This is a genomic window from Pseudomonas sp. IT-P4 (assembly GCF_949767755.1).
Taxonomy (GTDB): Bacteria; Pseudomonadota; Gammaproteobacteria; order Pseudomonadales; family Pseudomonadaceae; genus Aquipseudomonas; species Aquipseudomonas monachiensis.
Genome location: NZ_CATKPX010000015.1, coordinates 108,969 through 135,900, shown reverse-complemented (window position 1 = coordinate 135,900; position 26,932 = coordinate 108,969). Strand labels below are relative to the sequence as shown.

Below are 26,932 nucleotides of genomic sequence, written 5' to 3'. Positions count from 1 at the left end.
TGTGTATTTACGTGGTACGTACCACATCATCAAAACCCGGGAGATCTCATGGCACGCGGCGGTGTAAATAAAGCGGTGGTTCAAGCCGCTCGGTTGGCGATCCTCGCCCGCGGCGAAAACCCCAGCATCGATGCCGTACGGATCGAGATGGGCAATACCGGCTCGAAAACCACGATTCATCGCTACCTCAAGGAGCTCGATGACAGGGTCGAACCCGTCGAAGCGCCGACAGAACCGATCGACGACGAACTGATGACGCTGGTGGCGCGGCTCGCACAAAGACTCAAGGAGCAGGCGCAAGAGCCCATCGACCAGGCGCGCACGCAGTACGAGGAACAACGCAAGGCGCTGGATAACCAGCTCGGCGAAGCGCAAGAGGCCAACAACGAACTGCACCAGCAATACGAATTTCAAAGCCTGGCGCTGACCCAGGAATCCGAGGCCCTGCAAGAAACCCGCGCCTTGCTGCAAACGGAGCAGACCCGCAATGCCGGGATGAACCAGGCACTGGCCGATTTCGAACTGCGCTTGAAGGACAAGGACGAGCAGATCCGCTCCCTTGAAGAAAAACACCTGCACACTCGCGATGCCCTGGAGCACTACCGCAATGCGGTCAAGGAACAACGCGAACAGGAAATGAGTCGCCACGAAGGCCAGGTGCAACAGCTGCAGATGGAACTGCGCCAGGCACAACAAAGCGCGCTGGTACGCCAGGATGAAATCACCCAGTTGCACCGCGACAACGAACGCTTGCTGACTGAAAACCGCGGCACCCTGCGCGAGCTGAGTCTGATGCAAGAACAGCTCAAGCAAAGCAATACCCGCCAGGATCAGTTACTGGAACAGGCCACCCGCGTCGACGGCGAGCGCACCCTCCTCCAGGAACGCCTGCGCGTCGCTCTGCTGGAAAGCCAGGCACTCAAACAGAACGTCGATGAGCAGTCGCAGCTCAACAGGTCACTGGAAATGGATCTGGCCAAGACCCGGGCGGATCTGGAAGAACGCGTACGTCTGGCCGCGACCCTGGCGGCAGCGGCAGACGCAGCGAAGGATGCTTAACCGGCGACCGGCGTACGCATGGTGACGAACTCTTCGGCGGCCGTCGGGTGCACCCCGATGGTTTCGTCGAAGTCGCGCTTGGTGGCGCCGGCCTTCAAGGCAATCGCCAGGCCCTGGACGATTTCACCAGCTTCCGGGCCGACCATGTGGCATCCCAGGACCTTGTCGGTCCCGGCGTCCACCACCAGCTTCATCAGCGTGCGCTCCTGGCATTCGGTCAGGGTCAGCTTCATCGGCCGGAAGCGGCTTTCGAAGATTTGCACCTCGTGGCCGGCTTCGCGAGCCTCTTCTTCGGTCAAACCGACAGTGCCGATGTTCGGCAGGCTGAACACCGCCGTCGGGATCATCTTGTAATCCACCGGACGATATTGCTCTGGCTTGAACAGGCGTCGCGCCACCGCCATGCCTTCAGCCAGGGCCACCGGTGTCAGCTGAACACGGCCGATCACATCGCCCAGCGCCAGGATCGACGGCTCGGCGGTCTGATACAGCTCATCGACCTCGACAAAGCCTTTGCTGTCGAGTTTGACCCCGGTGTTTTCCAGGCCCAGATTGTCCAGCATCGGACGACGCCCCGTGGCGTAGAACACGCAATCGGCTTCCAGCTGGCGACCATCCTTGAGCGTGACCTTCAGGCTGCCATCGGCCTGCTTGTCGATGCGCTCGATGTCCGCATTGAACTGCAGGTCCATGCCGCGCTTGGTCAACTCTTCCTGCAAATGCTTGCGCACGGAACCGTCGAAGCCGCGCAGGAACAATTCGCCACGATACAGCAGCGTGGTCTTGGCGCCCAAGCCGTGGAAGATCCCGGCGAACTCGACCGCAATGTAGCCACCGCCCACCACCAACACACGCTTGGGCAGCTCTTTGAGGAAGAACGCCTGGTTGGAACTGATGGCATGCTCGTGCCCGGCAATGTCCGGAATCTGCGGCCAGCCACCGGTAGCGATCAGGATGTTTTTGGCGCTGAAGCGCTCGCCATTGATCTCGACCTGATGCGGGTCGACGATCTTCGCGTGACCTTCATGCAGGGTCACGCCGCTGTTGACCAGCAGGTTGCGATAAATGCCATTGAGGCGATTGATCTCGCGGTCCTTGTTGGCGATCAACGTCGGCCAGTCGAACTGCGCTTCATCCAGGCTCCAGCCAAAACTGGAAGCCTGCTCGAAGTCTTCGGCGAAATGCGCACCGTAGACCAGCAATTTTTTCGGCACGCAGCCGACGTTCACACAGGTCCCACCCAGGTAGCGGCTTTCGGCCACGGCCACTTTCGCGCCGAACCCGGCGGCAAACCGCGCAGCCCGCACACCACCGGAACCGGCACCAATCACATAAAGGTCAAAATCGTAGGCCATTTTCAATCTCCTCGGCAGGTGACCAGCATACCCGCAGACATTTGTTGGGCAAGCGCTGCAGTCGATATAGGGCCTGAAAATGAAAAAGCCACCCGAAGGTGGCTTTTCAATACAGTCAGGTCGAAAGCGATCAGTACGCCTTGCCCGTCTTGTAGAAGTTCTCGAAGCAGAAGTTGGTCGCGTCGATGTAGCCTTCGGCGCCGCCGCAGTCGAAACGCTTGCCCTTGAACTTGTAGGCCATCACGCAGCCGTTCTGGGCCTGTTTCATCAGGGCGTCGGTGATCTGGATTTCACCGCCCTTGCCTGGCTCGGTCTGTTCGATCAGGTCGAAGATGTCCGGGGTCAGGATGTAGCGGCCGATGATGGCCAGGTTCGACGGTGCGTCTTCCGGCTTTGGTTTTTCAACCATGCTGTGTACGCGGTAGATGTCGTCGCGGATCATCTCGCCGGCGATTACGCCGTACTTGTTGGTCTCTGACGGATCGACTTCCTGGATGGCCACGATCGAGCAGCGGAACTGCTTGTACAGCTTGACCATCTGGGTCAGTACGCCGTCGCCTTCGAGATTGACGCACAAGTCGTCCGCCAGTACCACGGCGAACGGTTCGTCGCCGATCAGTGGGCGGCCGGTCAGGATCGCGTGGCCCAGGCCTTTCATTTCGGTCTGGCGGGTGTAGGAGAACGAGCACTCGTCGAGCAGCTTGCGGATGCCGACCAGGTATTTCTCCTTGTCGGTGCCCTTGATCTGGTTTTCCAGCTCGTAGCTGATGTCGAAGTGGTCTTCCAGGGCGCGCTTGCCGCGACCGGTGACGATGGAGATTTCGGTCAAGCCGGCATCCAGTGCTTCTTCGACGCCGTACTGGATCAGTGGCTTGTTCACCACCGGCAGCATTTCTTTGGGCATGGCTTTAGTCGCTGGCAGGAAGCGAGTACCGTAACCGGCTGCTGGGAACAAGCATTTCTTGATCATATAAGTCCTTGAAAGGGCTGTGTGTACGAGTTTCGGCGCAGTCTAATCAGGCGGCGTGCACCTTACAATGCCCCCGCGCTGGCTAACCGATGCCAACATAGAGAAATATTCTTGCCGATAGTTCCCTGCGAGGGTGCGCAGGTCGCTGCGCAGCCTCTTATGCATAGCAGAGACTTGCGCAAATGCACGGTTTCTACCGCCCGGAACCCATCACCATACGCCCATCGGCACCCCTTGGGTGCGTTTGGCGGTATCATGGCGCGATTGAACCAGACAACGAGGCAAGTAGATGTCGGCAGTAAAAAGCGTCAACGGATTTCTGATCAATCAGGAGAAGGACGGCCAATGGTGGGTGGCCAGTGTCGCCGGTGAAAATATCGCCGGGCCTTTCCCTTCCGAAGCCCTGGCAATCGAAGTGGCCTCGGTGCTGGAGCTGGAGCACCCGGAACCCAAGCGACGCGCCAAGGACAAGAGCTGATCGACGCCCGTTGCGAAAGGCCCTGCCATGGCGCAGGGCTTTTTTATGAATAATGAAAAAGAAGTGGCCCTTGGCTATAACCTTTTGATACCGGCGCTGTCTCAGCCATAGCCCCCCCCTGACGATGATCAAGCCATGAATAAAATTTTGCCTTTGCTGACGGTATTGGCCCTGAGCGGCTGCGCAACGTCGGAACAGACCTACCTGGCCAATGGAGAGCAAGGTCTATCGATCGACTGCTCCGGGGAAGCCAACTCCTGGGCTGCGTGCTACGAAAAGGCCGATGCGTCCTGCGCGGGCACCGGCTACAAGATCGTCGGGACCGATGGCACCCCCGCGCTCAAGGAGAGCGAAAAGACCCTTGGCGCCGACGTCGGCAACTACAAGAGCCGCAACGTCGTGGTGATCTGCAAGTAAGGCGCCGCGCCCTACATGTGGATTTCGGCGAATTTGATTCCAAGCCCGCGCACGGTCTCGATCAGATCATCCAGGCGGCTGAAGGACTCGACTTCATCATTGTCATCCACCAGGAAATAGCTGCGCCCGGCACTTTTCTTGAAAAACACGATCCATTCCCCCAGCTCCGCCGGGTTCTGAATCACATGGGTGGCAGAGATCAAACCCTCTGCGTGGCGCTCCCGGACCTGCTCTCGTTTCATATTCGACTCCAGAAATAACGATGCCGCCAAAGCAGGGCTTGGGCGGCATCGGTGCTGATGGTCGACAGTCTATCAGCCGGAAATGCACTCGTTGGCAGCATTCTGTACGTCCTTTGGCCGCACCGGGACATTGGACATGCTCTCGTGCAGCTTGATACTGCTGCCGCCAGAGCGTTCTTCAATGTCAAACACGGCCGACGGCCCCGCGGAAAACTTGAGCGGCACGATCACGCGCAAGCCATCCTTGTATGGCTGGATCTGCAAGGCGCCACGGCTATCGGCCAGTTTTTCGCTCAGGCATTGCGCGTATTCATGGGGCTTCTTGCCGGAAATCACGTTCATCGTCGGCAAGGACTCGTTGATGTCCGAGACGTTCGCGCAACCACTGATCGTCAGTGCCATCGGCAACAACCACAAACCCCACTTCATACTAAACCTCCGATAAAGACCGTCGGACAGCGCAACTGCGATTTTTCTCCGAGACAAACTGCTTTATCGCTCATCAAATGTGAAATAAGCGTTTTTAATTGTCCTGGCGGCGGGATAATAAGGCGTTCGGGCTGATAAACTGCGCCAATCGCCCATGCTATCGTTTTGATTTTGTAGAAAAAGCCCTTCTGGAGGCGCCTCATGAAATTTATCCATCAGCGCGAGCACCTCAATGAAGACGACATCGTCGTCATTCAATGCTCCCAAATGTGCAACATCCGCTTGATGAACGACGCCAACTTCCGCAGCTTCAAGAATGGCGGCCGTCACACCTATCACGGTGGTGCATTCGACACGTTTCCGGCCCGCATCACGGCCCCTAGCACCGGCTTCTGGAACATCACGATCGACACCGTCAACCGCCGCGCTATCAGCGTGACGCGTAAACCCACCCTGACGCACTCGATCAAAATCATTCGCCGCTCCAGCACGAAACTGAGCTGATCGGCGAACCCGAAACACAAGACAGGCAGATACAACCGTGGCCCAAACGACCAAGTACGTCATCAAATACAAACTCAACGGTGAGCGCCGCTTCGAGTTTGCCCAGCTTGAAAAAGGCACCCCGGAAGAGGCCAAGGCAGCGCTGGATGCCATTCATGGGCAGGGCGACGTCATCAGCGACATCAGCGTCAGCAAAGCGCTGTAAAGCGGTCCGGAGCGACAATGGACGTCGCCTCCCCCTCGCAGTTCGACCGCAAGCACCGGAGTGCCAGTTTCATCCTTGCCTTGCAGACTGGCCACCTCAACGACAAGAGGCCCGGCAATGAGCGAACAATATCTGGACCGGCTGGACTGGCCCCGGCTGGAGCAGCAACTTGATCGGGACGGTTATGCCGTCATCCCGTCACTGCTGAGCCACAAGGCTTGCGGGCAAGTCAGCACGTTATACCCTCGAACCGAACTGTTTCGCTCCCATGTAGTGATGGCTCGCCACGGGTTCGGCCAAGGCGAGTACAAGTATTTCAACTACCCGTTGCCGGATCTGGTGGCTCGCCTGCGCACCGCGCTCTACCCGCGACTGGTGCCCATCGCCAATCGCTGGCATGAACAAATGGGCTTGCCGCAGCGTTTTCCTGAAACCCATCCAGCCTTCCTCGATCGCTGCCATGCCGCTGGTCAGAACCGTCCGACCCCCTTGTTGCTGCAATACGGGCCGCAGGACTACAACTGTTTGCATCAGGATCTATACGGTGAGCATGTTTTCCCGCTGCAAGTGGCGATCCTGCTGTCAGACCCGGATCAAGACTTCACCGGCGGCGAGTTTGTCCTGACTGAACAGCGCCCGCGAATGCAGTCGCGCCCCATGGTCATCGGCCTGAAGCAAGGTGACGGGGTGATCTTTGCGGTCAATCAAAGGCCGGTCAAAGGGACTCGCGGTTACTACCGCGTGACCTTGCGTCACGGCGTGAGTCGCCTGCACAGCGGCAAACGGCATACCCTTGGAATCATCTTTCACGATGCGTCATGAGCCTGTGAACCCGCTGACTTTCGATCTGTTTGCCGATGCGGAGCCCGAGCAACAGCCCAGGCGCGAGCAGATCGGCGAACAATCCTACGTGCTCAGAGGCTTCGCCCTACCTTGGCTGGAGCGTTTGCTGCCGGCCCTGGAAGCAGTGCTGGCGGCCGCACCGTTTCGGCAGATGATCACACCCGGCGGTTTCACCATGTCGGTCGCCCTGAGCAGTTGTGGCACATTCGGCTGGACCACTGACCGCAGCGGTTATCGATATACCCTCGACGATCCACAGACCGGTCGGCCCTGGCCAATGATGCCTGAAGTGTTTTTCCAACTGGCGCAAGCGGCGGCGCAGGCAGCGGGTTTCGCCGATTTTGCACCGGATTCCTGCCTGATCAACCGATACATCCCCGGGGCAAAAATGTCATTGCATCAGGACAAGGACGAACATTCCTGGGCCGCCCCCATCGTATCGGTATCCCTGGGCTTGCCGGCGATGTTCCTGTTCGGCGGCTTTGCACGTGGCGACAAAAGTCAGCGCGTTCCCCTGTTCCACGGTGACATCGTGGTCTGGGGTGGCGTGGATCGCCTGCGTTATCACGGTGTGCTGCCGATCAAGGACGGCCATCATCCGAAACTGGGCGAGCAACGTATCAACTTCACCTTCCGTACCGCCGGATAAAGACTTCGAATTTGACCGCAAGCGCCGGAGTGTGTGGGAATTGCCCCATGGTTAATGTGCAGGCAACCCCTCAATGGACGTGACGCCATGACAACCCAATCGACCAAGATCACCATCGAAAACGATCCGCGCTGGGCCGCCGTGGTCGCCCGCGACCCCAAGGCTGACGGGCAGTTTGTCTATGCCGTGAAGACCACGGGCGTCTACTGCAATCCCAGCAGCCACGCGCGCTTGCCCAAGCCCCACAATGTCGAATTCTTCGACAGCGCCGAACAGGCCCGGGCCGCGGGTTATCGTCCGAGCAAGCGCGCGACGAAGGATCAGAGCGAACTCGCCGCGCAACATGCCTCCACCGTGGCCGCCGCTTGCCGCCAGATCGAAAGCGCGCAAACGCTGCCTGCCCTGGGCGAATTGGCCGAGGCGGCAGGCCTGAGCAGCTTTCACTTCCATCGCGTATTCAAAGCCGTCACCGGCCTGACGCCCAAGGGCTACGCCGATGCCCATCGTTCACGCAAGGTACGCGAGCGCCTGGCACACGGCGGCTCGGTGACCGATGCCCTGTATGACGCCGGCTTCAACTCCAACAGCCGGTTTTATGAAGCGGCAGACCAGTTGCTGGGAATGAAACCCGGGGACTACCGCGCCGCCGGTCAAAACAACGACATTCGTTTTGCTGTCGGCCAGTGTTCGCTGGGCGCGATTCTGGTGGCACAGAGTGAGCGCGGGGTGTGCGCGATCCTGCTGGGCGATGATCCGCATCAACTGGTCTGCGATCTGCAAGACAAATTCCGCCGCGCCAATCTGATTGGTGCCGATCATGAGTTCGAGCAATTGATTGCCAGGGTCGTCGGCTTTATCGAGGCGCCGGCCATTGGCCTTGATTTGCCGCTGGACGTACGCGGCACGGCGTTTCAGGAGCGTGTCTGGCAAGCGCTGCGGGAGATTCCCGTGGGCAGCACTGCCAGCTACGCCGATGTCGCCCAGCGTATCGGTCAACCAAAAGCCGTTCGCGCCGTGGCCCAGGCCTGCGGTGCAAACAACCTGGCGGTGGCGATCCCTTGCCATCGCGTGGTGCGCAGCGATGGCAATCTGTCGGGCTATCGCTGGGGTGTCGAGCGCAAACGGCAGTTGCTGGAGCGCGAGTTGCAGTGATCAACGATTCACATCCACCACCACGCGCCCGCGCAACTGCCCGGCCAGCAAGCGTGGCGCGGCTTCAATGGCTTCGCTCAAGCCGATTTCGTGACTGATCAGCGGCAACAGGTTGAAGTCCAGATCCCGGGCCAGGCGATTCCAGGCTGCCACACGCTTGGCTTTGGGCTGGGTCACGCTGTTGATGCCGGCCAGGGTCACGCCGCGCAAGATGAACGGCGCAACGGATGCCGGAAAGTCCATGCCCTGAGCCAGGCCGCAGGCCGCGACGGTGCCATTGGCCTTGGTGCTGGCGCACGCGTTGGCCAGGGTGTGGCTGCCGACCGAGTCGATCACGGCCGCCCAGCGCTCCTTTGCCAACGGTTTGCCCGGTTCGGACAAGGTGGCGCGATCGATGATTTCGCCGGCCCCCAGTTGCTTCAGGTAGTCGTGCTCCGAGGTCCGTCCGGTGGACGCGACCACCCGGTAGCCGAGCCTGCTGAGCAAGGCGATGGCGAAACTGCCGACGCCGCCGTTGGCGCCGGTCACCAGAACTTCGCCCTGCCCGGGCGCCACGCCGTTGTGCTCCAGCGCCATGATGCACAGCATGGCCGTGTAGCCCGCCGTACCGATGGCCATCGCCTGGGCCGCGGTAAACGCCTTGGGTAGCGGGATCAGCCAGTCACCGTTGAGGCGCGCCTTCTGCGCCAATCCCCCCCAATGCCCTTCGCCCACACCCCAGCCATTGAGCAGGACCGGATCACCGACCTTGTAGTCCGGATGCCCGCTGGCTTCGACGACACCGGCCAGGTCGATGCCCGGCACCATCGGGAATTTGCGCACCACCGGACTGCTGCCGGTGATCGCCAGGCCATCCTTGAAGTTCAACGTGCTGTAGGCAACACGCACCGTGACATCGCCCTCGGGCAGTTGATCGTCCTGGATCTCTTGCAGTGTGGCCCGATAACCGCTGTCGTCTTTGTCGATCAAAATACCTTTGAACATTACGGCCTCTCAATGGAATCAGTCGGTTGGTGGAGCATTTCAAATAACACATGGCAATGGATTGCCGTACCCGACTTTAAGCCAATCAGGCAAACCGCCGGGCGTTTTGATTAACGGCAGCTATGCTTTTCGCAACCCTGAAGTGCCGCAACAAACTGTCTTGTCGATGGAGCTGACAATGCCTCAACTGCGTTTACTCACCGTTTTACTGATGCTCTGCATGATTCCGCTCAGCGGCGTCCAGGCCACACCAGAGCCACCCGCCCAAACTCCCGGGAATCTGGCGCCGACAGCCCCTAGCTGGCCACAGGTGCTGGCGGCCGGCGACACCAAATTGACCATCTACCAACCGCAACTGGACAGCTGGGACGGTTACACCCTGCACGCGCGGGCTGCCGTGGAGGCCACGAGCACCGATGGCAAGGCCACCTATGGCATCGTGCAGTTCAGCGCCCACACCCTGGTCGACAAGGCCACGCGCTGGGTGGCGCTCGATCAGTACACCATCACCAAGGCCGATTTCCCCGATAGCGCAACCAAGGCTGACAGCTGGGTCGCCGCGGTGAAGCAAGACGCCGGGAACCGCACGAAAACCATTTCCCTGGACCAACTCGAAGCCGCGCTCGGTGTCATCGCCGCCGAACAGAAGTCCAACAGCGAGCCGCTGGAAAATACCCCGCCGACCATTATTTCCTCCGAGGTGCCCGCGCTGCTGGTGTACATCGATGGCGAACCCGCCTATCGCCCCGTTGATGGCACCTCGCTGCAGCGAGTGATCAACACCCGGCCGTTGCTGCTCAAGGATGCACAGGGCAAGCATTACCTGCACGTGTTCGATGGCTGGATGGTAGCGGACAATCTGGATGGACAATATGCGCCACTGCCCTCGCCCTCCGCCGAGCTGGAGAAGGCCAAGAAAGCTGCGATCCAGGGCCGACAGGTAGACCTGCTGACAGGCCAGAGCGATCCGAAGGAGAAGATACCGACGCTGGCCAAGCCGCCGATTCCGCAGATCCATATCGCCACGGTGCCGACCGAGTTGATCGTCACTGACGGCGCGCCGCAATGGCAGCCGATCCAGAACACCACACTGCTGTATGTGACCAACACCACCGGGCATATTTTCAAGGAGATCGGTGACCAGGACAGCTACGTGCTGATCTCGGGTCGCTGGTTCCGTGCCAGTGACATGAAAGGCCCCTGGACCTTTGTAGGCGCAGACCAGTTGCCGGCGGACTTCGCCAACATTCCCGATGACAGCCCCAAGGAGAACGTAAAGGCCTCGGTGGCCGGAACACCGCAGGCCAAGGAAGCGGCGATTGCAGCGACCATTCCACAGACCTCGGCGATCAAGAAAAGCCAGGTCAAAATGACCAAGCCAACCTTTGACGGCGAGCCGCAACTCAAGGCCATCAAGGGCACGCCCCTGCAATACGTGGTCAACAGCCCGATGCCGATCATCATGGTCGATGCACAAAGCTGGTACGCGGTGGAGAACGGCATCTGGTTCGTGGCCACCTCGGTGCAAGGCCCCTGGACGGTCGCCTCTTCGGTACCGGCGGTGATCTATTCGATCCCGCCCAGCTCACCAATGCACTACGTCACTTACGTGAAAGTCTACGAAGCCAGTGGCGATACGGTCGTCGTCGGTTACACGCCGGGTTACCAGGGTTCGACGCTGGACCCTGACAGCGGTGTGGTGGTGTATGGCACCGGTTATCCCTATACGCCGTGGGTGGGCAGTGTCTGGTACGGCCCACCGGTGACCTATGGCTTTGGCGTGGCGATTCGCTACACACCCTGGACGGGCTGGACGTTTGGCTTCGGTTTCGGCTGGAGTTGGGGCGGCAGCACGGCCGCCGTGGGTTGGGGCTGGGGCGCCTATCCATGGTGGGGCAATTACGGTTGGGGTTACGCCTGGGGGCCGCATCTGTACCCGGCGCCAATGCCTTGGGGCGGTGCCGCTTACGGCTATCACGGTGGCGCCGTTGCCTGGGGCCCCGGTGGCTGGGCCGGCACGACCGGCAACATCTACCGCCAATGGGGCGACCGCGCTTCGGTCAGCCGCTACGGCGGCGGCTACAACGCCTGGACCGGCAATCGCTGGGCCGGCCAGGTTGGCGCCTCCTACAACTCGCGTACCGGCATCGCCGCGGCAGGCCAGCGCGGCGCGGTACACAACGTTTACAACGGCAACTATGCCGCGGGCCGCAGCGGTATGGCCGTCGGCCCGGACGGCGGAGCCATCGCCGGCCAGCATGTGACCGCCGGCAACGTTCGCACCGGCACCCAGGTCACCGCCAATCGCGGGGCCATCTACAACCCCAATACCGGCAACACCACCCAGTACGGCGGTATCCATGATCGCGACGGCGGCATGGCGCATGTCGGCGACAACGTGTACGCCGGCCGTGATGGCAACGTTTACAAAAGGACCGATAGCGGCTGGCAATCGATGGTCCAGGGCGGAGCAACCCGTCTCGATTCGGCCAACACGGCTCAGGTCCAGAATCTCAACCGGGAGTACGATGCGCGCTCCTTCGGCAATGATCGCTTCAACAGTTATCACGACTCGTCCCGGTTCATGTATCACTCCTTCGGCGGTGGCGGCTTCCACCGACGCTAACGCCTTACCCGCTGAAAAGACGACTGGCCTTGCGCCAGTCGTTGCGTTACAAATCCTGTTCTACCGCCCCTGCCCGGATTCAACGTCGGAGAACACAGCACATGAACCAATGGCCAGATACCCGCATCCTTGACCTGCTCGGGATCGAACTGCCGATCATCCAGGGGCCGATGGCCGGTGCCACAAACTCGTCCATGGTGATCGCCACCTGCAATGCCGGCGGCCTGGGCTCGATGCCGGCGGCGATGCTCAGCACCGATCAACTGCGCGAAGAGCTCAAAACCATCCGCCAACACACCCGACGCCCGATCAACGTCAACTTCTTCTGTCATCAGCCGCCTGCTGCGGATGAGCAACGCGCACAGGACTGGAAAAACCTGCTGCAACCCTACTACCAGGAACTCGGCGCCGACTTCGATGCGCCGACGCCGGTGTCCAACCGGGCACCGTTCGATAACGCGGCCTGCGAAGTGGTCGAAACGTTTCGCCCGCAAGTGGTGAGCTTTCACTTTGGCCTGCCGGAAAAATCCCTGCTCGACCGGGTCAAGGCCACGGGTGCGAAGGTGCTGTCCTCAGCCACCACAGTCGCAGAAGCCGTGTGGCTGGAGCAGCACGGTTGCGATGCAATCATTGCCATGGGCTACGAGGCCGGGGGCCATCGCGGGATGTTTCTCAGCGATGACCTGAGCAGTCAGGTGGGGACTTTCGCCCTGGTGCCCCAAGTCGTCGATGCGGTGAAAGTGCCGGTGATTGCCGCTGGCGGCATCGCTGACGCCCGAGGCGTCGCCGCTGCCTTCATGCTCGGTGCTTCGGCGGTGCAGGTGGGTACGGCGTACCTGTTCACCCCAGAGGCCAAGGTCAGCCCGTCCCATCACAGGGCGTTGCGCACCGCCAGGGAAAGCGAGACAGCCGTTACCAACGTGTTCACCGGTCGCCCGGCCCGGGGCATCCTCAATCGGGTGATGCGTGAACTGGGCCCCATGAGCGCCAAGGCCCCGGCCTTCCCCCTTGCCGGTGGCGCGCTGATGCCGTTGCGGGCCAAAGGTGAAGCGGATTTCAGCAACCTCTGGGCCGGTCAGGCATTTACCCTCGGCGTCGATTTGACCAGCGAGGCACTGACTCGAAAGCTGGCTGAAGAAGGGTTGGCGAGACTCTCAGGTCGCTTCTGAGCATCAGCTCCATTAAAATTGTATACAATTTTTCACCAGCACATTCCGTTCAAAGGCAATTCGCTATATATTTTTGTACATAACGATTAACCTGCCGCAATTGCCTTTGACGGAGCCGTTTCATGTTCATTCGTGCCTCACGTTTTGCCCCGACCTGCCTGGCGAGCCTTCTCGCCGCATTCGCCTTCGGCTCAGCCCAGGCGGACGAAGTCCAGGTGGCGGTCGCCTCCAACTTCACCGCGCCCATCCAGGCCATCACCGCTGATTTCGAAAAAGACACCGGGCATAAACTGGTCGCCTCCTTTGGCGCCACCGGCCAGTTCTACACCCAGATCAAAAACGGTGCGCCGTTCGAAGTGTTCCTCTCGGCAGACGACAGCACCCCGAAAAAACTTGAAGCCGAAGGCGACTCCGTCAAGGGCTCGCGCTTCACCTACGCGGTCGGCACCCTGGCGCTGTGGTCGGCCAAGGAAGGCTACGTCGATGCCAAGGGCGATGTGCTGAAAAAGAACGCCTACCAACACCTGTCCATCGCCAACCCGAAAGCCGCGCCTTATGGCCTGGCGGCGACCCAGGTACTGGCAAAAGAAGGCTTGACCGACAAGGTCAAGGACAAGATCGTTGAAGGCCAGAACATCAGCCAGGCCTACCAGTTCATTTCCACCGGCAACGCCGAGCTGGGTTTTGTCGCCTTGTCGCAGATCTACAAGGACGGCAAGATCTCCAGCGGATCGGCCTGGATCGTTCCCGCCAGCCTGCACGACCCGATCAAGCAGGATGCGGTGATTCTCAACAAGGGCAAGGACAACCCGGCCGCCAAGGCACTGGTTGACTACCTCAAGGGGCCGAAAGCGGCAGCTGTCATCAAGTCTTACGGTTACGAAATCTAAATGTCGCTATCGAGTGCCGATCTTTCCGCCATCTGGCTGACCCTGAAACTGGCGTCCCTGACGACCGTCATCCTGCTGATTGTCGGCACTCCGATTGCGTTATGGCTGTCGCGCACCCGCTCCTGGTGGCGCGGCCCGGTCGGGGCGATTGTCGCCCTGCCCCTGGTGCTGCCGCCGACGGTGATTGGTTTCTATCTGTTGCTGGCCCTCGGCCCTCACGGGTTCCTTGGACAGCTCACCCAGTCACTGGGCCTTGGGACCCTCACGTTCAGTTTTGCGGGGCTGGTCATCGGTTCGGTGTTGTATTCGATGCCATTTGTGGTCCAGCCGCTGCAAAACGCTTTTTCCGCGATTGGCACGCGCCCGCTCGAAGTGGCCGCGACCTTGCGGGCCAATCCCTGGGACAGCTTTTTCAGTGTGATCCTGCCCTTGGCCCGCCCCGGTTTCATTACCGCGGCCATTCTCGGCTTCGCCCACACCGTCGGCGAGTTCGGCGTGGTGCTGATGATCGGCGGCAACATTCCCGAGAAGACCCGCGTGGTCTCGGTGCAGATCTACGACCACGTCGAAGCCATGGAATACGCCCAGGCCCATTGGCTGGCCGGGGCGATGCTGGTGTTCTCGTTTGTCGTCCTGCTGGCGCTGTATTCCAGCCGTAAAACCAAAGCGGGCTGGAGCTGATCGATGATTCAAATGCGTCTGAAACTGCGTTATTCGGGCTTCGCCCTGGACGTCGATCTGCAACTGCCGGGCCGTGGCGTCACGGCACTTTACGGCCACTCCGGTTCAGGCAAGACCACTTGCCTACGCTGCATCGCCGGCCTGGAGCGGGCCGATCAAGGCTTTATCCAGGTCAACAATGAAGTCTGGCAAGACAGCGCCAACCGGATCTTCGTCGCGCCGCACAAGCGCGCGCTGGGCTACGTGTTCCAGGAAGCCAGCCTGTTTCCCCATCTGTCGGTGCTGGCCAATCTCGAGTTCGGCCTCAAGCGCATTCCCAAGCCACAGCGTCGGGTCGACATGGCCCACGCCACCGAATTGCTGGGCATCGGTCATTTGCTGGACCGGCACCCGCAACACCTTTCGGGCGGCGAGCGTCAGCGCGTCGGCATCGCCCGCGCCTTGCTCACCAGCCCGAAACTGCTGTTGATGGACGAACCCCTGGCGGCGCTGGATGCCCAACGCAAAGGTGAAATCCTGCCCTACTTGCAACGCCTGCACGACGAGCTCGACATCCCGGTGCTGTACGTCAGCCATTCCCAGGATGAAGTCGCGCGGCTGGCCGACCATATCGTGCTGCTCAGCAACGGCAAGGCACTGGCCAGCGGCCCGATCGGCCAGACCCTGGCGCGCCTCGACTTGCCGTTGGCAATGGGGGATGACGCCGGTGTGGTGATCGAAGGTCGCGTCAGCGCCTATGACGCCGACTATCAATTGCTCAGCCTGCAACTGCCCGACACCGCCCTCGACATTCGTGTGCCGCATACGCCAATGGACGTGGGCCAGGCGCTGCGCTGCAAGGTCCAGGCGCGGGATGTGAGCCTGAGCCTGGACAATGTCGGGCATAGCAGCATTCTCAATCGCCTGCCGGTCACCGTGGTCAGTGAAATGAACGCCGACAACGCCGCCCACGTGCTGATTCGCCTGGATGCCGCCGGCACGCCGCTGCTTGCGCGGATCACGCGCTATTCCCGTGACCAACTGAACATTCATCCTGGCCAGCCACTCTGGGCACAAATAAAAGCGGTCGCGGTGCTGGCGTAACTCCGAAGGCACGACTGCACCGGGGCGAGGTCAATGGCTGTAATGCTCCGTGACTCCTTGCCCAGGACGCTTGTCATGCCCGATGGACTGCCACCTGACCTGCATTATGTCGATGACACTCAGCCGGGCATTACCCGCAGGAAACTGCGCGGAAAATTCGCCTATTTCGACCCGGCCGGCCAGCGCATCACCGACCCCGACGCAATCAAGCGCCTCAACTCCCTCGCGGTGCCGCCCGCCTATACCGAGGTGTGGATCTGCGCCGATCCACGCGGGCATCTGCAGGCCACCGGGCGCGATGCCCGGGGTCGCAAGCAGTACCGTTATCACCCCCGCTGGCGAGAGGTGCGTGACGCCGACAAGTATTTGCGCCTGCGTGAATTCGGACTGGCCCTGCCGAAACTGCGCCAACGATTGCAAGCCGTGCTAACGGAACCGGGATTCAGTCGCGACAAAGTCATGGCCACTGTCATTACCCTGCTCGACTCGACGCTGATCCGCATCGGTAACAGCCAATACGCCCGGGACAACCGCTCCTATGGCCTGACGACCCTGCGCAGCCGCCATGTAGAGATCAACGGCAGTGCCATCCTGTTCCAGTTCCGCGGCAAAAGTGGCGTCGAACACCAGATCACCGTGAAAGACCGGCGCCTGGCCCGGATCATCAGGCGCTGCCAGGAAATACCCGGGCAGAACCTGTTTCAGTATCTGGATGAAAACGGTGACCGGCACACCGTCAGTTCATCCGACATCAACAGCTATTTGCAAAGGCTCAGCGGCGCCGATTTCACCGCCAAGGACTACCGCACCTGGGCCGGCAGTGTTCTGGCCCTGGCAATACTGCGCAAGCGTCACTGGGAACCTGAAATGGACGCCCGACGGCACCTGGTGGAGATGGTCAAGGACGTTGCCAGGCAACTGGGCAATACCCCGGCGGTGTGCCGCAAGTGCTATATCCACCCGGCGGTGCTAGATGGTTTCCTTCTAGGGGCTTTGGCGCAACTGCCCAGGCCGAGAGCGCGCAAGGGGCTCTCGGCCGCGGAAGTCGGGCTGGCGAATTTTCTGGAGAGAACGCTGGCAGCGCCTGAACCGACGAATTGACCTGCCTATTTTTTGCACGATCAGCAATGACTTCTATAGTTGAACTGAACACGAATCCGCCGCGGAGACGCCATGGAAGACATTTTCGTCGTGAAGCGTTGCAACAAGATCATCATCCATGGCCGCCGTGCCGGTGAAAATGACCACCTGCCACCGGATGCCGCGGTCTGGTACCGCATCGCCGATACCCGCACCCAAGGCTTCATCGGAGATGGCTACGAGGTTGAAGAGGACGCCGCGCGTGTTTGCCGTCAGTTGAACGCGAAATCACAAGTGACAGCCCGACAAAGTTGAGGGGTGTCACGCTTTTTTAACGGGTCTATACTGAAATGGCTGAAGGATCAGTAACCCTTTCGGCAGAAAGCTCGCTCCCGGCGGGCTTTTTGCTGCCACACACAGGTTTCTTGAACGGAGGTGTCTCCCATGTCCGAAAAAGAGTCCATCACCACCCTGCTCACCTTGCTGGACTCCCGTCAGGCCCGCCTGGCCGCCGCCTGCAAGGAAATCGCCGACTGGGTCGATCATCAAGGCGGACACCCTACCGCCCTCAGAATTCGTGATCGCCTGAACGACATCGAAAAGGACACGCCGCTGATCCGGCACACGCTGTCGTCTCTCAAGCCTGTCGACCCGCCTCTGCCACGGTTCAGATGATCCGTCACGGATTCGCAGCGCGAGGACAGGCCCGATTCGGGCAGCATGATCGTTGACCGTGCGTCTGCGAACCTTTGGCTGCCTGCCGGATTTCCAGCTTTTCTCACAACCCGGCCTGGTGTCGGGATTTTTGTTGCGCAAAACCAATCGAACGTCCCCGCTCACGTGGAGTCAACCGCTCACACGTCACGAAGGAGACGTTCCAATGGTCACTCATTTCAAAGTCAGCGGGCACCTGGCCTGCGGTCACCACGGCAGCAACCTCGTATCGACCCGCGAACTCAATCGGGTTAAATGCCGAAGCTGCCGAAACACCGACGCCTACAAAGAGGCTCGCAAGGCTGAACGCAACGCTGCCCGCCGCGCAGCACGCAAAGCCAAAGCCATGCACACCGCCAATGACTGGCGTTCAGCCTGGACCGAGCGACTGACCGCGATGGCCGGCCTGCAACGACTGCCCCGCGGTTTTGGCGGTCAACCCTTCGTTTAGGGAAACTGAACCGACCGCCAGGCTTTTACGGTGAATCGATGTTCCTGCGCGCGGGCTCCATGATCTCGCGCAGGGACATACGCTTGAACGCCTCGACCAGTGCTCGTCCCTCATCGGGTGCACAAGTGACAGCCAAGCGCATGGTTGCCTCGCCCAAGTGCCAGATCAAAAACGCGGACTCCTCGACCTGTTGTTCGTCACAGTCGGGATACACGCGAAGCATCGCTTGGGACAGCAGCGCTCCGGCAACCCGACTCTCCTTCAACTCCAGCTGCAATAACTGCTTGTCGGCCTGCATGCCGGACCAGATGTCACGCATCACCGGTGTCGCCATCACGATCTCGTAATACAGATCGAGCAACTGCGAATAGGCGGCCTGCAAACCCTGGGCGTCCTCGACGGCCGCCATTGCCTCTGCAATGCAACGGCGGCTCTCAGCGTTATAGCGTTCGGCCAGCGTGCGGATCACGGAACTCTTGTCGGGAAAATATTGATAAAGGGAACCGATCGAGATCTCGGAGCGCTCGGCGATTTCACTCATCTTGAGTTGGTCGCTGCCCTTGTCCGCGATCAATTGAGTGGCCATGGCCAGAATCCGCTCCTGACGATCGCGGCTGCGCTGTTGCGTGGGGTTGCGTCGAACCGCTTCTGCAGCAGGCTGTTCGAGGTTTTCAGAGGGCTTTTTGCGCACGAGTGAATTCCCGATCAAAAACGTGACATGTGCTCACCTTAGCATCGCCACTCTCTGCGCCCAACAACAGATGCCACACGTCGGGGAATTCGATCTGACGGGTTGACGGTGAAACATGAGCATCTATCATCTTTTTTAACATGAGCATCACTCACATTAACCGATGGAGATGAACGCGATGAAAACTGCCCAACCAATCACGCTGGTCCTCGGCGCCACCGGCAAAACCGGACGGCGCATCGCACAACGCCTCGAAGCCGCCGGCCTGCCCGTTCGCCGGGGCTCCCGCGACGCCAATCCTCCCTTCGACTGGGAAGATCGATCGACCTGGGACGCCGTGATCGATGGCGTTCATCGCGTCTACATTTCCTTTCAACCTGATCTTGCCGTTCCTGGCGCCGTTGAAACCATCCAGGCGTTCACTGACCTGGCGGTGAAAAGCGGCGTCCGCAAACTGGTCTTGTTATCCGGACGTGGCGAAGTGGAAGCCGAACAGGCCGAACGCGTTGTACAGGACAGCGGGATTGACTGGACAATTCTACGGGCCAGTTGGTTCTGCCAGAATTTCAGCGAGGCACACTTTCTTGAACCCATTGTGCAAGGTGAACTCGCACTCCCCATCGGCCAGGTCGCCGAGCCCTTTGTCGATGCGCAAGACATCGCCGAGTGTGCCGTCGCCGCACTGACTCAACCCGGGCACACTGGCCAGCTCTATGAATTGACCGGCCCTCGGGCGTTGACCTTTGCTCAAGCCGTGACCGAGATTGCCCGCGCCACCGGTCGCAACATCGAATTCGTGCCCGTGCCGCCGGATGCCTATCGACAGGCAATGGAACAGGAACAGCTTCCCCCGGCGTTGATCGATCTGGTGTTGTATCTCTTCACGACGGTGCTGGACGGGCGCAACACACCCGTGGCCGATGGCGTACAGCGGGCACTGGGACGCCCGGCGCGCGACTTCGGCGACTACGTACAGCGCACTGCCGCTACGGGCATCTGGGGCAATGGCAGTCCGACGTAAAGCAGTGGCGGGAACCCGCTTCGTCGACTAGGGTTTTTGGGCGTATCGAAGTGCGGCGCCTTATTGGCAGGAGCCTGATTAAGGAGGAACCCATGTCACTCAATCGTAGTGCTGAACAAACCTACCGCCAGTGGTCGACCCCGATCCTGTTGGAACTCAAGGAGCGAGAACATCAGATGAACCCGTCAGACCGCCAGGCCCTGGAAAACGTACTGCTGGAAAGAAGGCTGATCGATACCGGCAACCCGGCCGGCAGCGATCGCCGCAAGGCAGACCCGGCCCCCTGAAGCATCAGGCGACCATGATCAAGATCGAAATAATGACGCAGAAACATACAAGGGTTTGCAATACTTTCGCTTGCAAACCCTTGGTTTAGAGCATGCCCAATCGATCGCAAACACGGCTCCAACGTCTGAATCCCCCGCCGCCGTAAATCCATTTTTGATAATTATTAATTTCCAAACACCCCCCTCTATTGGCTTTAAATGTGGGCTTAACCACCACATGGAGGGATTCCAGGATGCTGATAAAAATCGAGAAAGCGAGCAAGCCGGAAGGCTGGAATGTATGGATGAACGCGTGGTGCGTTGAATTTCGCAGCTACGCAGAAGCCCTCGCGTTCGTGAACAGACTGGAAGGCCGGATCAATGCACCTCACCCCTTGCCTGGCAGCACCAACAGACTTCTTTTGGAACTGGCTTAATCTCGCGATGCCCTCACCGAGAAGCTATCCACGAAGCCATATCCATATTGATTGATCTGCTTTTGATAATTATTGATTTCGCTCACTCCTCTCCCTCGGCTTTAAATATGCGTCGAGGGAGGTTGGCCAAGGGGTTCACAGGTGGTGCCTCTAACGGACGCTTCGAATACAGCCAGTCTGCATTTGAGGAGGCCGACCTTCCTCACCATGTGTAATACATTGCCCCGCATCTTCCCCCAGGAGGTGCGGGGATTTTTTTTCGTAAATGCGTTAAAACCACCCGCTACGATCATCATCCAACTCTTGGCGACACACTTTTAGTTGCGCGTTGTAAATCTCTGACTGCTTTTGCACTTTCTGGGCAACCTGCATCAGCCACGGTTTACTGCGATAGGAATCGCGGCTGAAGCCCCCTCGCCCCTCGTGATAAGCCAGGTACTGATTGTAGGTGTCCCATTTGGAGATCCCGAGCTGACGTTGGGTGCCCGTGGTGTACCAACCGATAAACATGATCGCGTCGTCGAAACTGTCACGCGAACCACCGTTGCCCGTATTGTCCCTGTACTCACCCCACACCGGGTCTTGAGCCTGCGCGTAACCGTAGGCCGAACTGACTCGCCCCCAGGGGATGACCCATAGCAGGTAGTCACGAGGCGGCAATGCGTCCGCCACGTAGCTGCTTTCCTGCTTCATGATCGCCATGGCCACATGCAGGGGTGTCCCATACTCGCTCTGCATTTGCAGCGAGTCCTCATACCAGTCGGGATACTCACGGTAGATACTGCAGAGATTGCCTTGGTCTTTTGGCGGCGTAGTCGTGCACCCCGTTAAAAACATCATCAACAAAGCCAACAGCAGAACTTGTCCTTGTTTCATTCAATACCCTCGAAAATAAGGGCACAGGTACCCTCCGTTTACTGCAAGGAGCCTGAGTCAGGCAGGTGCAGGCAAAAATGTCAGAAGACATCCAGCTTGACCGCGTCACCCTTTTGAGTGAATTGCCTCTGGATTTGCGCCGGCTTTCTCAAACGGCTCTTTGGACAGTCGCCCCCACTCAATCCTCAGCCTGGGACAAAGGCCTGGCCACATGTTCCAGCGCTCGACGCTCGGCAGACACCCCCCAAACCGCTTGCACCGCCGCCGCCGCACACATTAGTGCAGCGCCTGCCAGATAACCAATCAACAGACTGCCGCGCTGCTGGGTCTGAATCAGTTGGCCAAACAGCGTCGGCCCGATGATGCCGCCCAGGCCAGTGCCGAACGCGTAGAACACGGCGATGGCCAAGGCACGGATTTCCAGCGGGAAGGTTTCTGCCACCGTCAGGTAAGCCGAACTGGCCGCTGCCGAAGCGAAAAAGAAGATCACCATCCACGCCGCGGCTTGCTGGGTGACATCCAGCCAGCCCTGCTGGAAGGCGTAGCCATTGAGCGCCAGCAACATTCCGGACGTCGCATAAGTGAAGCTGATCATCACGCGTCGGCCGACCACGTCAAACAGGCGCCCCAGCAGCAGCGGTCCGCAAAAATTGCCCAGTGCCAAGGGCAATACGTACCAACCGACCTGTTCGGCGGGCACCTGGTAAAAATCGGTGAGCACCAGCGCATAAGTGAAGAATATCGCGTTGTAAAAGAACGCCTGCGCTGTCAGCAGGGTCATCCCCACCAGCGCGCGGCGGCTGAATCTGACGAACAGGGTATGGAAGACCTCCCCCAGCGGCGTATGGTCCCGCGCGTGCAGGCGCAATGGTTTGCTGGTCACCGCCGGCAGTTCGTGGCCTTGTTCGCGCAGACTCGCTTCGATACCTTCGACGATGTGTCGCGCCTTATCGCGCTGACCATGGACCAGCAGCCAGCGCGGGCTTTCCGGCAACCACAGGCGCATCACCAGGATCACCAGGCCCAACGCGGCACCAATGCCGAAGCACAGGCGCCAGCCCAGCTCACCACCGACCACGTGCGGATCCAGCAGGACGATGGCCCCGCCGGCACCCAGTGCTGCACCTAGCCAGAATGTGCCGTTGATGCTCAGGTCGACCCAGCCGCGATAGCGTACCGGGGTAAATTCCTGGATGGTCGAATTGATCGCCGTGTATTCGCCGCCGATGCCCATGCCCGTGAGGAAGCGAAACAGCAGGAAGCTTTCCAGGCTGAACGAGAACGCCGTGGCCGCCGTGGCGCCTACATACAGCCATAAAGTTACAAAGAACAACTTGCGCCGCCCCAGGCGATCGGTCAGCCAGCCGAACAGCAAGGCACCGAGTACTGCGCCGGCGATGTAGATGCCACCGGCCAGGCCAATATCGAAGTTGTTCATGCGCAGGACGGGGCTGTTTTTCAGCGCGCCGGACACCGAGCCCGCCAGGGTCACTTCCAGACCGTCGAGCAACCAGGTGACGCCCAGCGCGACCACCAGCAGGGAGTGAAAGCGGCCCCACGGCAAGCGGTCCAGGCGCGCTGGAAGATTGGTTTCGAATATCGCGCCGGGCTCGCGGCTATGCAACTGTTGGTGGGTCATCGCCACATCGTTGTCGTGTACAGTGCCTTGTGAGTTAGGAGTTGGCCTCTGGATCGGGAGTTCAACATTCCACTTACTCAGAATTTAGTTGTGTTGCAGCCGGAGGCCGTACGCCGGGTTTCGATCTAGAGCATTTTCTCCAGGCCGATCTTGTCGCTGAGCCAGGCCTTGAAGCTACGCCAATTGCTGCCGGGCTCCTTACGCAAGGTATGCTCGCGGCCGTCGTCCTCGGTGAGCCAGACGACTTCGCCGTTTTCCAGTCGGGCCTGGTAACTCATGGCCGGCGCCATGCCCTCAAGCGCCAACTGGCGCACTTGGCCGGCCAGTTCGGGACTATCGACCAGCACTCCGACTTCAGTGTTCCAGAACACTGAACGCGGGTCGAAATTGAACGAGCCGACGAACACTTTCTGCTTGTCCAGGATCATGGCCTTGGTGTGCAGACTGGAGTCCGAGCCACCACTGAAGCCAAACGAAGAACTGCGGCCGGGATCGTCCGGCTGGCGCCGCAGCTCATAGAGCTTCACGCCATGTTCGAGCAGAGTCTTGCGATACGGTGCATAGCCGCCATGCACAGCCGGCACATCGGTGGCTTCCAGTGAGTTGGTCAGCAGGCGCACATCGACGCCGGCATCGGCACGCCCCAGCAGATAGTCCATGCCCGGCTTTTGCGGAACGAAATAGGCCGAGATCATGATCAGCTCGTTATTGACGCCATCGAGTTCAGGACGCAGCTGTGTGGCCATCAATAGCGCGCGTGCCGGCTCGCCGTCGGCCAGGACCTTGCTCGGAGCGTCCCACATCGCCTTGTTATGGGCCCAGATCAGTTGCTTGCGCCAGGTCTCGAATTGCGGCTGAGTCTGGTAGGTCATGAGATGGTTGTACAACACCTTGCTCTCGATACGTGAGGTCTGCAGCGATTGCTCCAGGCGTTGACGGCTCTCGAGCAAGTCTTGTGCTGTCGGCTTGTTGAGCAGGAAGTCACTGATCGACTGGCTCAAGGCGCTATTCCAGTACTGATCGAAGCTGTGTCCCAACTGCTCGGCGACCGGACCGATGCACAGCAGGTCCATGTCGGTGAAGTTGAGATCGGGCTTGGCGTCGAAATATTCGTCCCCCAGGTTGCGTCCGCCGACGATGGCTGCGCTGTTGTCGGCCAGCCACAGTTTGTTGTGCATGCGTCGGTGTTGCTGGGAAAGATCAAGCAGACGCCCCATGGTTCGGGTGACCACGGTGCTGCGCCCCAGATGCAAAGGATTGAAGACGCGGATATGGATGTTCGGGTGCACCGCCAGGGTCGCAATGACTTCTTCCTGGCCGTCGCTGGCCGTGTCATCGAGCAAGATGCGTATCCGTACGCCGCGATCGGCAGCCAGCAGCATTTCACGCACCAGCGCCCGGGTGCTCAGACCGTTATGCACGATGTAGTACTGCAGATCGACGGATTTCTGCGCATGGCGGATCAACTCGGCGCGCGCCCGGAATGCTTCACTGCTGTTGGGCAGCAAGCGAAAACCCGAGCGCCCCTCGTGTGCGGCGGCCTGAACCTGGATCGAACGCCCGAACGCCGAATCGCTGGCGGGTATCGCCTCGCTGAATTCGTGGGGCAAGCGCGTGGTTGCGCAGCCAACGAGCAGCAGTGCGAACAGCATGGCGCAGAGGAACCGGGACATGGGCAAGGACTGCTCCTCAACCTCGACGGTTGTAGTTTTGCACTCGGCATCCAGCCAGTACTGGCTGCCGAGAACATGCAGCCCTCGATAATCCGCACGACTTATTCCAGTAAAGCCCGTTTCAAGCAACGTGTCGAAATTTTACGGCAGCTGCGCCCTGAGTATGAAAGCGCCCTGGGACCGGGTGCAGGCCAGCCTTCCTCTATAGCGCCTGGCGCACCTTCCAGTCGCGCAACCACTGCAAGCCGGCAGACGTATTGCCACGAGGCCGATACTCGCACCCTACCCAGCCGTCATAACCCAACTGATCGATCAGCTCGAACAGATAAGGATAATTGACTTCCCCCAGGTCCGGTTCATGCCGATCCGGCACCCCGGCGATCTGGATATGGCCGATACCATCGAAGTCGCGACGCAGTTTGGTCGCCAGGTCGCCCTCGACGATTTGGCAGTGGTAGCAGTCGAACTGAACCTTCAGGTTACTGGCGCCCACTTCCTTGCAGATAGCCTGGGCCTGATCCTGGCGGTTGAGGAAAAAGCCTGGCATGTCTCGCGTATTGATCGGTTCGAGCAATACGGTGACGCCTGCCTTGGCTGCCTGGGTGGTGGCGTAGGCGAGGTTCTCCAGGTACACGCCGTGATGCCGCGGGCGATCGTTTTCCGACGGCAACAGCCCGGCCATGACATGGATGCGTGAATTGCCCAATACGCTGGCGTAGTCCAGGGCACGATCAAAACCGCTACGAAATTCACTCTCCCGGCCCGGCAACGACACCGTGCCCCGCTCCCCCGCTGCCCAATCACCGGGCGGTGCGTTGAACAGTGCCTGCACCAGGCCGTTGTCGCTCAAGCGTTGCTTGAGTTCTTCAGCACGGTAGTCGTAGGGAAACAGATATTCGACCGCTTCGAAACCGTCAGAGGCAGCGGCGGCGAAACGATCCAGAAACTCATGTTCCGGGTAGAGCATGCTGAGATTGGCAGCAAAACAAGGCATGGTAGCTCCTGAAATAAAGGGTTAGACAAAGGGCCAGATCAGCAGGGTAATACAGAAACCCAAGGTACCGAGCAAAGTGGTCATCACCGTCCAGGTGCGCAGCATGTCGGAGACCACGGCACCGATTCCGGTATCCACCAGCACCTTGCCGAATACGCCACCCGACCATGAAGCCGGCAATCGTCAACGCCAGGGGCGTGCGCCGGTTGCCAAAACGGGTGAAACGCTTGCGCCACCACCGGCTCCCTCGCCGCCAAGGCCAACGGATCAATCCGCAAATCTGGACGAACAGCTTCGAGCCAGGCCGCCACTTGCCCATTGGTGGCGATCGAAGCACTACCGGCCAACACCACTTCCCCACCGGACACCACCGGGAGTTTCGAGGCGTCGAGGTCGCGCAACTTGGCGACGCGACGGAAGTTTTCCGGCAGGCCCAGGGCCAGCCCCGAACCACCCGTCAACAACGGCAGATCGGCGCAGGCGCTACCGAGGGTGTACAGATCGCTGTCCGGCAAGGCATCGGCGATGGCCATGCCGACACCTTGAGCCCTCAGTTCAGCGATTCGCGCCTGCACCTGCTCAGCGCCTTGGGCGATCGTGTCGTAGCGCAACAGGCTGACATTCAGGCGGGTCTGCGATTGCAGCACCCGAACCAGGTTGGCTTCGGTCATGGGCGTCAGTGATACCGGACAGACGATGACCACTGGCGTGGGCAGGAACAGGTTTTATGACGCGTGGGAGGAAGCCGGTAGCGAATTGCGGAAGGATTTTGATTGCGGAAAAAACTAAGGGCCTGCATGAGGTATCTCACGCAAGCCCTTGATATTCATGGTGCCCGAAGCCGGAATCGAACCGGCACGCCCTTACGAGCGGGGGATTTTAAGTCCCATGCGTCTACCAGTTTCGCCATTCGGGCGGTAGCGCGGTGAAGCGTCCAGGTTTTGCCAGATAACGATCCGGTAGTTCTGACGCTTGTGCAGCAGAGGTGGAAATATATACATCCCGCCCCAGTGAAGCAAGTTCGCAAATACCCTTTTCAAGACTAAATCTTGCAGGCTATTGCAAATAAAAAAGCTCCGTAAATCATAGATCTACGGAGCTTGTTTATTAGTGGAGGCCGAGGTCGGAATCGAACCGGCGTAGGCGGATTTGCAATCCGCTGCATAACCATTTTGCTACTCGGCCTCAAAACATTTGCTGTCAGTAGCGCGACATCAAATGCGTACAAACTTGGAGCGGGAAACGAGACTCGAACTCGCGACCCCGACCTTGGCAAGGTCGTGCTCTACCAACTGAGCTATTCCCGCGTCTTGGTGTGGCGCATTCTATAGAATCCAGAAGCCCCGTCAACCCC

General features: G+C 59.8%; 31 protein-coding genes, 3 tRNA genes and 1 pseudogene. 20 read left to right on the top strand and 15 right to left on the bottom strand.

Annotation, left to right across the window (positions count from 1 at the left end):
- Positions 1-48: 48 nt before the first annotated feature.
- Positions 49-1,059, top strand: coding sequence for a DNA-binding protein (locus ACM6IT_RS02255; RefSeq protein WP_414917393.1), 1,011 nt, complete (start codon positions 49-51; stop codon positions 1,057-1,059).
- Here the strand turns inward: ACM6IT_RS02255 and gorA are convergent.
- Together gorA and galU are read right to left on the bottom strand one after the other, a co-directional pair.
- Entirely contained in the window at positions 1,056-2,414 is a 1,359-nt protein-coding gene (gene gorA, locus ACM6IT_RS02250) for a glutathione-disulfide reductase (RefSeq protein WP_414917392.1), read from the bottom strand. The genes ACM6IT_RS02255 and gorA overlap by 4 nt on opposite strands.
- A 130-nt stretch (positions 2,415-2,544) precedes the next feature.
- Positions 2,545-3,384, bottom strand: a complete 840-nt coding sequence (gene galU, locus ACM6IT_RS02245; RefSeq protein WP_056724500.1) for a UTP--glucose-1-phosphate uridylyltransferase GalU — start codon at positions 3,382-3,384, stop codon at positions 2,545-2,547.
- Between the two features lie 289 nt (positions 3,385-3,673).
- Here galU and ACM6IT_RS02240 point away from each other — a divergent pair, with 289 nt between their 5' ends.
- A complete protein-coding gene (locus tag ACM6IT_RS02240; protein WP_056724498.1) occupies positions 3,674-3,862 on the top strand; it encodes a hypothetical protein in 189 nt (62 codons plus the stop codon).
- A 135-nt stretch (positions 3,863-3,997) separates the two neighbouring features.
- A complete protein-coding gene (locus ACM6IT_RS02235) occupies positions 3,998-4,279 on the top strand; it encodes a hypothetical protein (protein ID WP_046038393.1) in 282 nt (93 codons plus the stop codon).
- A gap of 11 nt (positions 4,280-4,290) precedes the next feature.
- On the opposite strand, the gene ACM6IT_RS02230 is transcribed toward ACM6IT_RS02235, so the two are convergent.
- The 3 genes from ACM6IT_RS02230 to ACM6IT_RS02220 all read right to left on the bottom strand — a co-directional run bounded on the left by ACM6IT_RS02230 (position 4,291) and on the right by ACM6IT_RS02220 (position 5,153).
- Positions 4,291-4,521, bottom strand: a complete 231-nt coding sequence (locus tag ACM6IT_RS02230) for a hypothetical protein (RefSeq protein WP_056724496.1) — start codon at positions 4,519-4,521, stop codon at positions 4,291-4,293.
- A 72-nt stretch (positions 4,522-4,593) separates the two neighbouring features.
- Positions 4,594-4,950 (bottom strand): hypothetical protein, encoded by a 357-nt coding sequence (locus ACM6IT_RS02225; RefSeq protein ID WP_056724495.1) that lies wholly within the window; start codon positions 4,948-4,950, stop codon positions 4,594-4,596.
- Entirely contained in the window at positions 4,947-5,153 is a 207-nt protein-coding gene (locus ACM6IT_RS02220) for a hypothetical protein (protein ID WP_414914360.1), read from the bottom strand. The genes ACM6IT_RS02225 and ACM6IT_RS02220 overlap by 4 nt, the downstream gene beginning before the upstream one ends.
- Between ACM6IT_RS02220 and ACM6IT_RS02215 the strand changes: the two genes are divergently transcribed.
- The 5 genes from ACM6IT_RS02215 (at position 5,152) to ada (ending at position 8,303) form a co-directional block, all read left to right on the top strand.
- Complete coding sequence (locus ACM6IT_RS02215) at positions 5,152-5,454, top strand: DUF1883 domain-containing protein (RefSeq protein WP_007912251.1); 303 nt, start codon at positions 5,152-5,154, stop codon at positions 5,452-5,454. The two genes, ACM6IT_RS02220 and ACM6IT_RS02215, sit on opposite strands and share 2 nt — an antisense overlap.
- A gap of 37 nt (positions 5,455-5,491) precedes the next feature.
- Positions 5,492-5,659, top strand: coding sequence for a hypothetical protein (locus ACM6IT_RS02210; protein WP_177336470.1), 168 nt, complete (start codon positions 5,492-5,494; stop codon positions 5,657-5,659).
- A gap of 117 nt (positions 5,660-5,776) precedes the next feature.
- A complete protein-coding gene (locus ACM6IT_RS02205) occupies positions 5,777-6,481 on the top strand; it encodes a 2OG-Fe(II) oxygenase (protein ID WP_414914359.1) in 705 nt (234 codons plus the stop codon).
- Positions 6,471-7,151, top strand: coding sequence for a DNA oxidative demethylase AlkB (alkB, locus tag ACM6IT_RS02200; RefSeq protein ID WP_414917391.1), 681 nt, complete (start codon positions 6,471-6,473; stop codon positions 7,149-7,151). The genes ACM6IT_RS02205 and alkB overlap by 11 nt, the downstream gene beginning before the upstream one ends.
- Positions 7,152-7,238: 87 nt before the next feature.
- On the top strand, positions 7,239-8,303 hold the full coding sequence (ada, locus tag ACM6IT_RS02195) for a bifunctional DNA-binding transcriptional regulator/O6-methylguanine-DNA methyltransferase Ada (protein ID WP_056724490.1): 1,065 nt from the start codon (positions 7,239-7,241) through the stop codon (positions 8,301-8,303).
- Here the strand turns inward: ada and ACM6IT_RS02190 are convergent, their stop codons facing one another.
- The gene (locus ACM6IT_RS02190; protein WP_414917390.1) at positions 8,304-9,287 is read right to left on the bottom strand and encodes an MDR family oxidoreductase; all 984 of its coding nucleotides are present in this window, start codon (positions 9,285-9,287) and stop codon (positions 8,304-8,306) included.
- A 178-nt stretch (positions 9,288-9,465) separates the two neighbouring features.
- On the opposite strand from ACM6IT_RS02190, the gene ACM6IT_RS02185 reads away from it, so the two are divergent.
- The 9 genes from ACM6IT_RS02185 (at position 9,466) to ACM6IT_RS02145 (ending at position 17,981) form a co-directional block, all read left to right on the top strand.
- A complete protein-coding gene (locus ACM6IT_RS02185) occupies positions 9,466-11,913 on the top strand; it encodes an autotransporter (RefSeq protein WP_414914355.1) in 2,448 nt (815 codons plus the stop codon).
- 101 nt (positions 11,914-12,014) lie between these two features.
- The gene (locus ACM6IT_RS02180; RefSeq protein ID WP_414917389.1) at positions 12,015-13,082 is read left to right on the top strand and encodes an NAD(P)H-dependent flavin oxidoreductase; all 1,068 of its coding nucleotides are present in this window, start codon (positions 12,015-12,017) and stop codon (positions 13,080-13,082) included.
- A 122-nt stretch (positions 13,083-13,204) separates the two neighbouring features.
- A complete protein-coding gene (gene modA, locus ACM6IT_RS02175) occupies positions 13,205-13,972 on the top strand; it encodes a molybdate ABC transporter substrate-binding protein (protein WP_414917388.1) in 768 nt (255 codons plus the stop codon).
- Positions 13,973-14,653, top strand: a complete 681-nt coding sequence (gene modB / locus ACM6IT_RS02170) for a molybdate ABC transporter permease subunit (RefSeq protein ID WP_414917387.1) — start codon at positions 13,973-13,975, stop codon at positions 14,651-14,653. It abuts the gene before it with no gap.
- A 3-nt stretch (positions 14,654-14,656) separates the two neighbouring features.
- Positions 14,657-15,736 carry a molybdenum ABC transporter ATP-binding protein gene (gene modC, locus ACM6IT_RS02165; RefSeq protein ID WP_414917386.1) on the top strand — a complete coding sequence of 360 codons (1,080 nt, stop codon included), beginning with the start codon at positions 14,657-14,659 and terminating at the stop codon, positions 15,734-15,736.
- A 75-nt stretch (positions 15,737-15,811) separates the two neighbouring features.
- Positions 15,812-16,837 carry a DNA topoisomerase IB gene (locus ACM6IT_RS02160; protein WP_414917385.1) on the top strand — a complete coding sequence of 342 codons (1,026 nt, stop codon included), beginning with the start codon at positions 15,812-15,814 and terminating at the stop codon, positions 16,835-16,837.
- A gap of 72 nt (positions 16,838-16,909) precedes the next feature.
- A complete protein-coding gene (locus ACM6IT_RS02155; protein ID WP_056724478.1) occupies positions 16,910-17,131 on the top strand; it encodes a hypothetical protein in 222 nt (73 codons plus the stop codon).
- A 129-nt stretch (positions 17,132-17,260) separates the two neighbouring features.
- The gene (locus tag ACM6IT_RS02150; protein WP_056724476.1) at positions 17,261-17,491 is read left to right on the top strand and encodes a hypothetical protein; all 231 of its coding nucleotides are present in this window, start codon (positions 17,261-17,263) and stop codon (positions 17,489-17,491) included.
- A 205-nt stretch (positions 17,492-17,696) separates the two neighbouring features.
- Entirely contained in the window at positions 17,697-17,981 is a 285-nt protein-coding gene (locus ACM6IT_RS02145) for a hypothetical protein (RefSeq protein ID WP_056724474.1), read from the top strand.
- 25 nt (positions 17,982-18,006) lie between these two features.
- On the opposite strand, the gene ACM6IT_RS02140 is transcribed toward ACM6IT_RS02145, so the two are convergent.
- A complete protein-coding gene (locus tag ACM6IT_RS02140) occupies positions 18,007-18,672 on the bottom strand; it encodes a TetR/AcrR family transcriptional regulator (protein ID WP_056724473.1) in 666 nt (221 codons plus the stop codon).
- 178 nt (positions 18,673-18,850) lie between these two features.
- Here ACM6IT_RS02140 and ACM6IT_RS02135 point away from each other — a divergent pair, with 178 nt between their 5' ends.
- The 3 genes from ACM6IT_RS02135 to ACM6IT_RS02125 all read left to right on the top strand — a co-directional run bounded on the left by ACM6IT_RS02135 (position 18,851) and on the right by ACM6IT_RS02125 (position 20,396).
- Positions 18,851-19,693 (top strand): NAD(P)H-binding protein, encoded by an 843-nt coding sequence (locus tag ACM6IT_RS02135; RefSeq protein WP_414914350.1) that lies wholly within the window; start codon positions 18,851-18,853, stop codon positions 19,691-19,693.
- Between the two features lie 92 nt (positions 19,694-19,785).
- Positions 19,786-19,980 carry a hypothetical protein gene (locus ACM6IT_RS02130; RefSeq protein WP_056724469.1) on the top strand — a complete coding sequence of 65 codons (195 nt, stop codon included), beginning with the start codon at positions 19,786-19,788 and terminating at the stop codon, positions 19,978-19,980.
- Between the two features lie 233 nt (positions 19,981-20,213).
- Positions 20,214-20,396, top strand: coding sequence for a hypothetical protein (locus tag ACM6IT_RS02125; protein ID WP_056724468.1), 183 nt, complete (start codon positions 20,214-20,216; stop codon positions 20,394-20,396).
- Between the two features lie 270 nt (positions 20,397-20,666).
- Here ACM6IT_RS02125 and ACM6IT_RS02120 read toward each other — a convergent pair whose 3' ends face one another.
- The 8 genes and pseudogenes from ACM6IT_RS02120 to ACM6IT_RS02085 form a co-directional block, all read right to left on the bottom strand.
- A complete protein-coding gene (locus ACM6IT_RS02120; RefSeq protein ID WP_056724466.1) occupies positions 20,667-21,272 on the bottom strand; it encodes a hypothetical protein in 606 nt (201 codons plus the stop codon).
- Between the two features lie 178 nt (positions 21,273-21,450).
- On the bottom strand, positions 21,451-22,911 hold the full coding sequence (locus ACM6IT_RS02115) for an MFS transporter (RefSeq protein WP_056724464.1): 1,461 nt from the start codon (positions 22,909-22,911) through the stop codon (positions 21,451-21,453).
- 125 nt (positions 22,912-23,036) lie between these two features.
- On the bottom strand, positions 23,037-24,584 hold the full coding sequence (locus tag ACM6IT_RS02110; RefSeq protein WP_414917384.1) for a phospholipase D-like domain-containing protein: 1,548 nt from the start codon (positions 24,582-24,584) through the stop codon (positions 23,037-23,039).
- Between the two features lie 202 nt (positions 24,585-24,786).
- Positions 24,787-25,578 (bottom strand): 2-oxo-tetronate isomerase, encoded by a 792-nt coding sequence (gene otnI, locus ACM6IT_RS02105; protein WP_414917383.1) that lies wholly within the window; start codon positions 25,576-25,578, stop codon positions 24,787-24,789.
- 224 nt (positions 25,579-25,802) lie between these two features.
- A pseudogene (locus tag ACM6IT_RS02100) lies at positions 25,803-26,258 on the bottom strand (four-carbon acid sugar kinase family protein); the annotation flags it as partial.
- A 149-nt stretch (positions 26,259-26,407) separates the two neighbouring features.
- Positions 26,408-26,494: transfer RNA gene (locus ACM6IT_RS02095), tRNA-Leu, on the bottom strand.
- 195 nt (positions 26,495-26,689) lie between these two features.
- A tRNA-Cys gene (locus ACM6IT_RS02090) sits at positions 26,690-26,763 on the bottom strand.
- Positions 26,764-26,809: 46 nt separating this feature from the next.
- Positions 26,810-26,885, bottom strand: a tRNA-Gly gene (locus ACM6IT_RS02085).
- Positions 26,886-26,932: the final 47 nt, after the last annotated feature.

Coding starts and splice junctions, on each gene's coding strand:
- ACM6IT_RS02255 (WP_414917393.1), top strand. CDS start 49: ATGGCACGCGGCGGTGTAAATAAAGCGGTGGTTCAAGCCGCTCGGTTG.
- gorA (WP_414917392.1), bottom strand. CDS start 2,414: ATGGCCTACGATTTTGACCTTTATGTGATTGGTGCCGGTTCCGGTGGT.
- galU (WP_056724500.1), bottom strand. CDS start 3,384: ATGATCAAGAAATGCTTGTTCCCAGCAGCCGGTTACGGTACTCGCTTC.
- ACM6IT_RS02240 (WP_056724498.1), top strand. CDS start 3,674: ATGTCGGCAGTAAAAAGCGTCAACGGATTTCTGATCAATCAGGAGAAG.
- ACM6IT_RS02235 (WP_046038393.1), top strand. CDS start 3,998: ATGAATAAAATTTTGCCTTTGCTGACGGTATTGGCCCTGAGCGGCTGC.
- ACM6IT_RS02230 (WP_056724496.1), bottom strand. CDS start 4,521: ATGAAACGAGAGCAGGTCCGGGAGCGCCACGCAGAGGGTTTGATCTCT.
- ACM6IT_RS02225 (WP_056724495.1), bottom strand. CDS start 4,950: ATGAAGTGGGGTTTGTGGTTGTTGCCGATGGCACTGACGATCAGTGGT.
- ACM6IT_RS02215 (WP_007912251.1), top strand. CDS start 5,152: ATGAAATTTATCCATCAGCGCGAGCACCTCAATGAAGACGACATCGTC.
- ACM6IT_RS02220 (WP_414914360.1), bottom strand. CDS start 5,153: ATGAGGCGCCTCCAGAAGGGCTTTTTCTACAAAATCAAAACGATAGCA.
- ACM6IT_RS02205 (WP_414914359.1), top strand. CDS start 5,777: ATGAGCGAACAATATCTGGACCGGCTGGACTGGCCCCGGCTGGAGCAG.
- alkB (WP_414917391.1), top strand. CDS start 6,471: ATGCGTCATGAGCCTGTGAACCCGCTGACTTTCGATCTGTTTGCCGAT.
- ada (WP_056724490.1), top strand. CDS start 7,239: ATGACAACCCAATCGACCAAGATCACCATCGAAAACGATCCGCGCTGG.
- ACM6IT_RS02190 (WP_414917390.1), bottom strand. CDS start 9,287: ATGTTCAAAGGTATTTTGATCGACAAAGACGACAGCGGTTATCGGGCC.
- ACM6IT_RS02185 (WP_414914355.1), top strand. CDS start 9,466: ATGCCTCAACTGCGTTTACTCACCGTTTTACTGATGCTCTGCATGATT.
- ACM6IT_RS02180 (WP_414917389.1), top strand. CDS start 12,015: ATGAACCAATGGCCAGATACCCGCATCCTTGACCTGCTCGGGATCGAA.
- modA (WP_414917388.1), top strand. CDS start 13,205: ATGTTCATTCGTGCCTCACGTTTTGCCCCGACCTGCCTGGCGAGCCTT.
- modB (WP_414917387.1), top strand. CDS start 13,973: ATGTCGCTATCGAGTGCCGATCTTTCCGCCATCTGGCTGACCCTGAAA.
- modC (WP_414917386.1), top strand. CDS start 14,657: ATGATTCAAATGCGTCTGAAACTGCGTTATTCGGGCTTCGCCCTGGAC.
- ACM6IT_RS02160 (WP_414917385.1), top strand. CDS start 15,812: ATGCCCGATGGACTGCCACCTGACCTGCATTATGTCGATGACACTCAG.
- ACM6IT_RS02155 (WP_056724478.1), top strand. CDS start 16,910: ATGGAAGACATTTTCGTCGTGAAGCGTTGCAACAAGATCATCATCCAT.
- ACM6IT_RS02150 (WP_056724476.1), top strand. CDS start 17,261: ATGTCCGAAAAAGAGTCCATCACCACCCTGCTCACCTTGCTGGACTCC.
- ACM6IT_RS02145 (WP_056724474.1), top strand. CDS start 17,697: ATGGTCACTCATTTCAAAGTCAGCGGGCACCTGGCCTGCGGTCACCAC.
- ACM6IT_RS02135 (WP_414914350.1), top strand. CDS start 18,851: ATGAAAACTGCCCAACCAATCACGCTGGTCCTCGGCGCCACCGGCAAA.
- ACM6IT_RS02130 (WP_056724469.1), top strand. CDS start 19,786: ATGTCACTCAATCGTAGTGCTGAACAAACCTACCGCCAGTGGTCGACC.
- ACM6IT_RS02125 (WP_056724468.1), top strand. CDS start 20,214: ATGCTGATAAAAATCGAGAAAGCGAGCAAGCCGGAAGGCTGGAATGTA.
- ACM6IT_RS02120 (WP_056724466.1), bottom strand. CDS start 21,272: ATGAAACAAGGACAAGTTCTGCTGTTGGCTTTGTTGATGATGTTTTTA.
- ACM6IT_RS02115 (WP_056724464.1), bottom strand. CDS start 22,911: ATGACCCACCAACAGTTGCATAGCCGCGAGCCCGGCGCGATATTCGAA.
- ACM6IT_RS02110 (WP_414917384.1), bottom strand. CDS start 24,584: ATGTCCCGGTTCCTCTGCGCCATGCTGTTCGCACTGCTGCTCGTTGGC.
- otnI (WP_414917383.1), bottom strand. CDS start 25,578: ATGCCTTGTTTTGCTGCCAATCTCAGCATGCTCTACCCGGAACATGAG.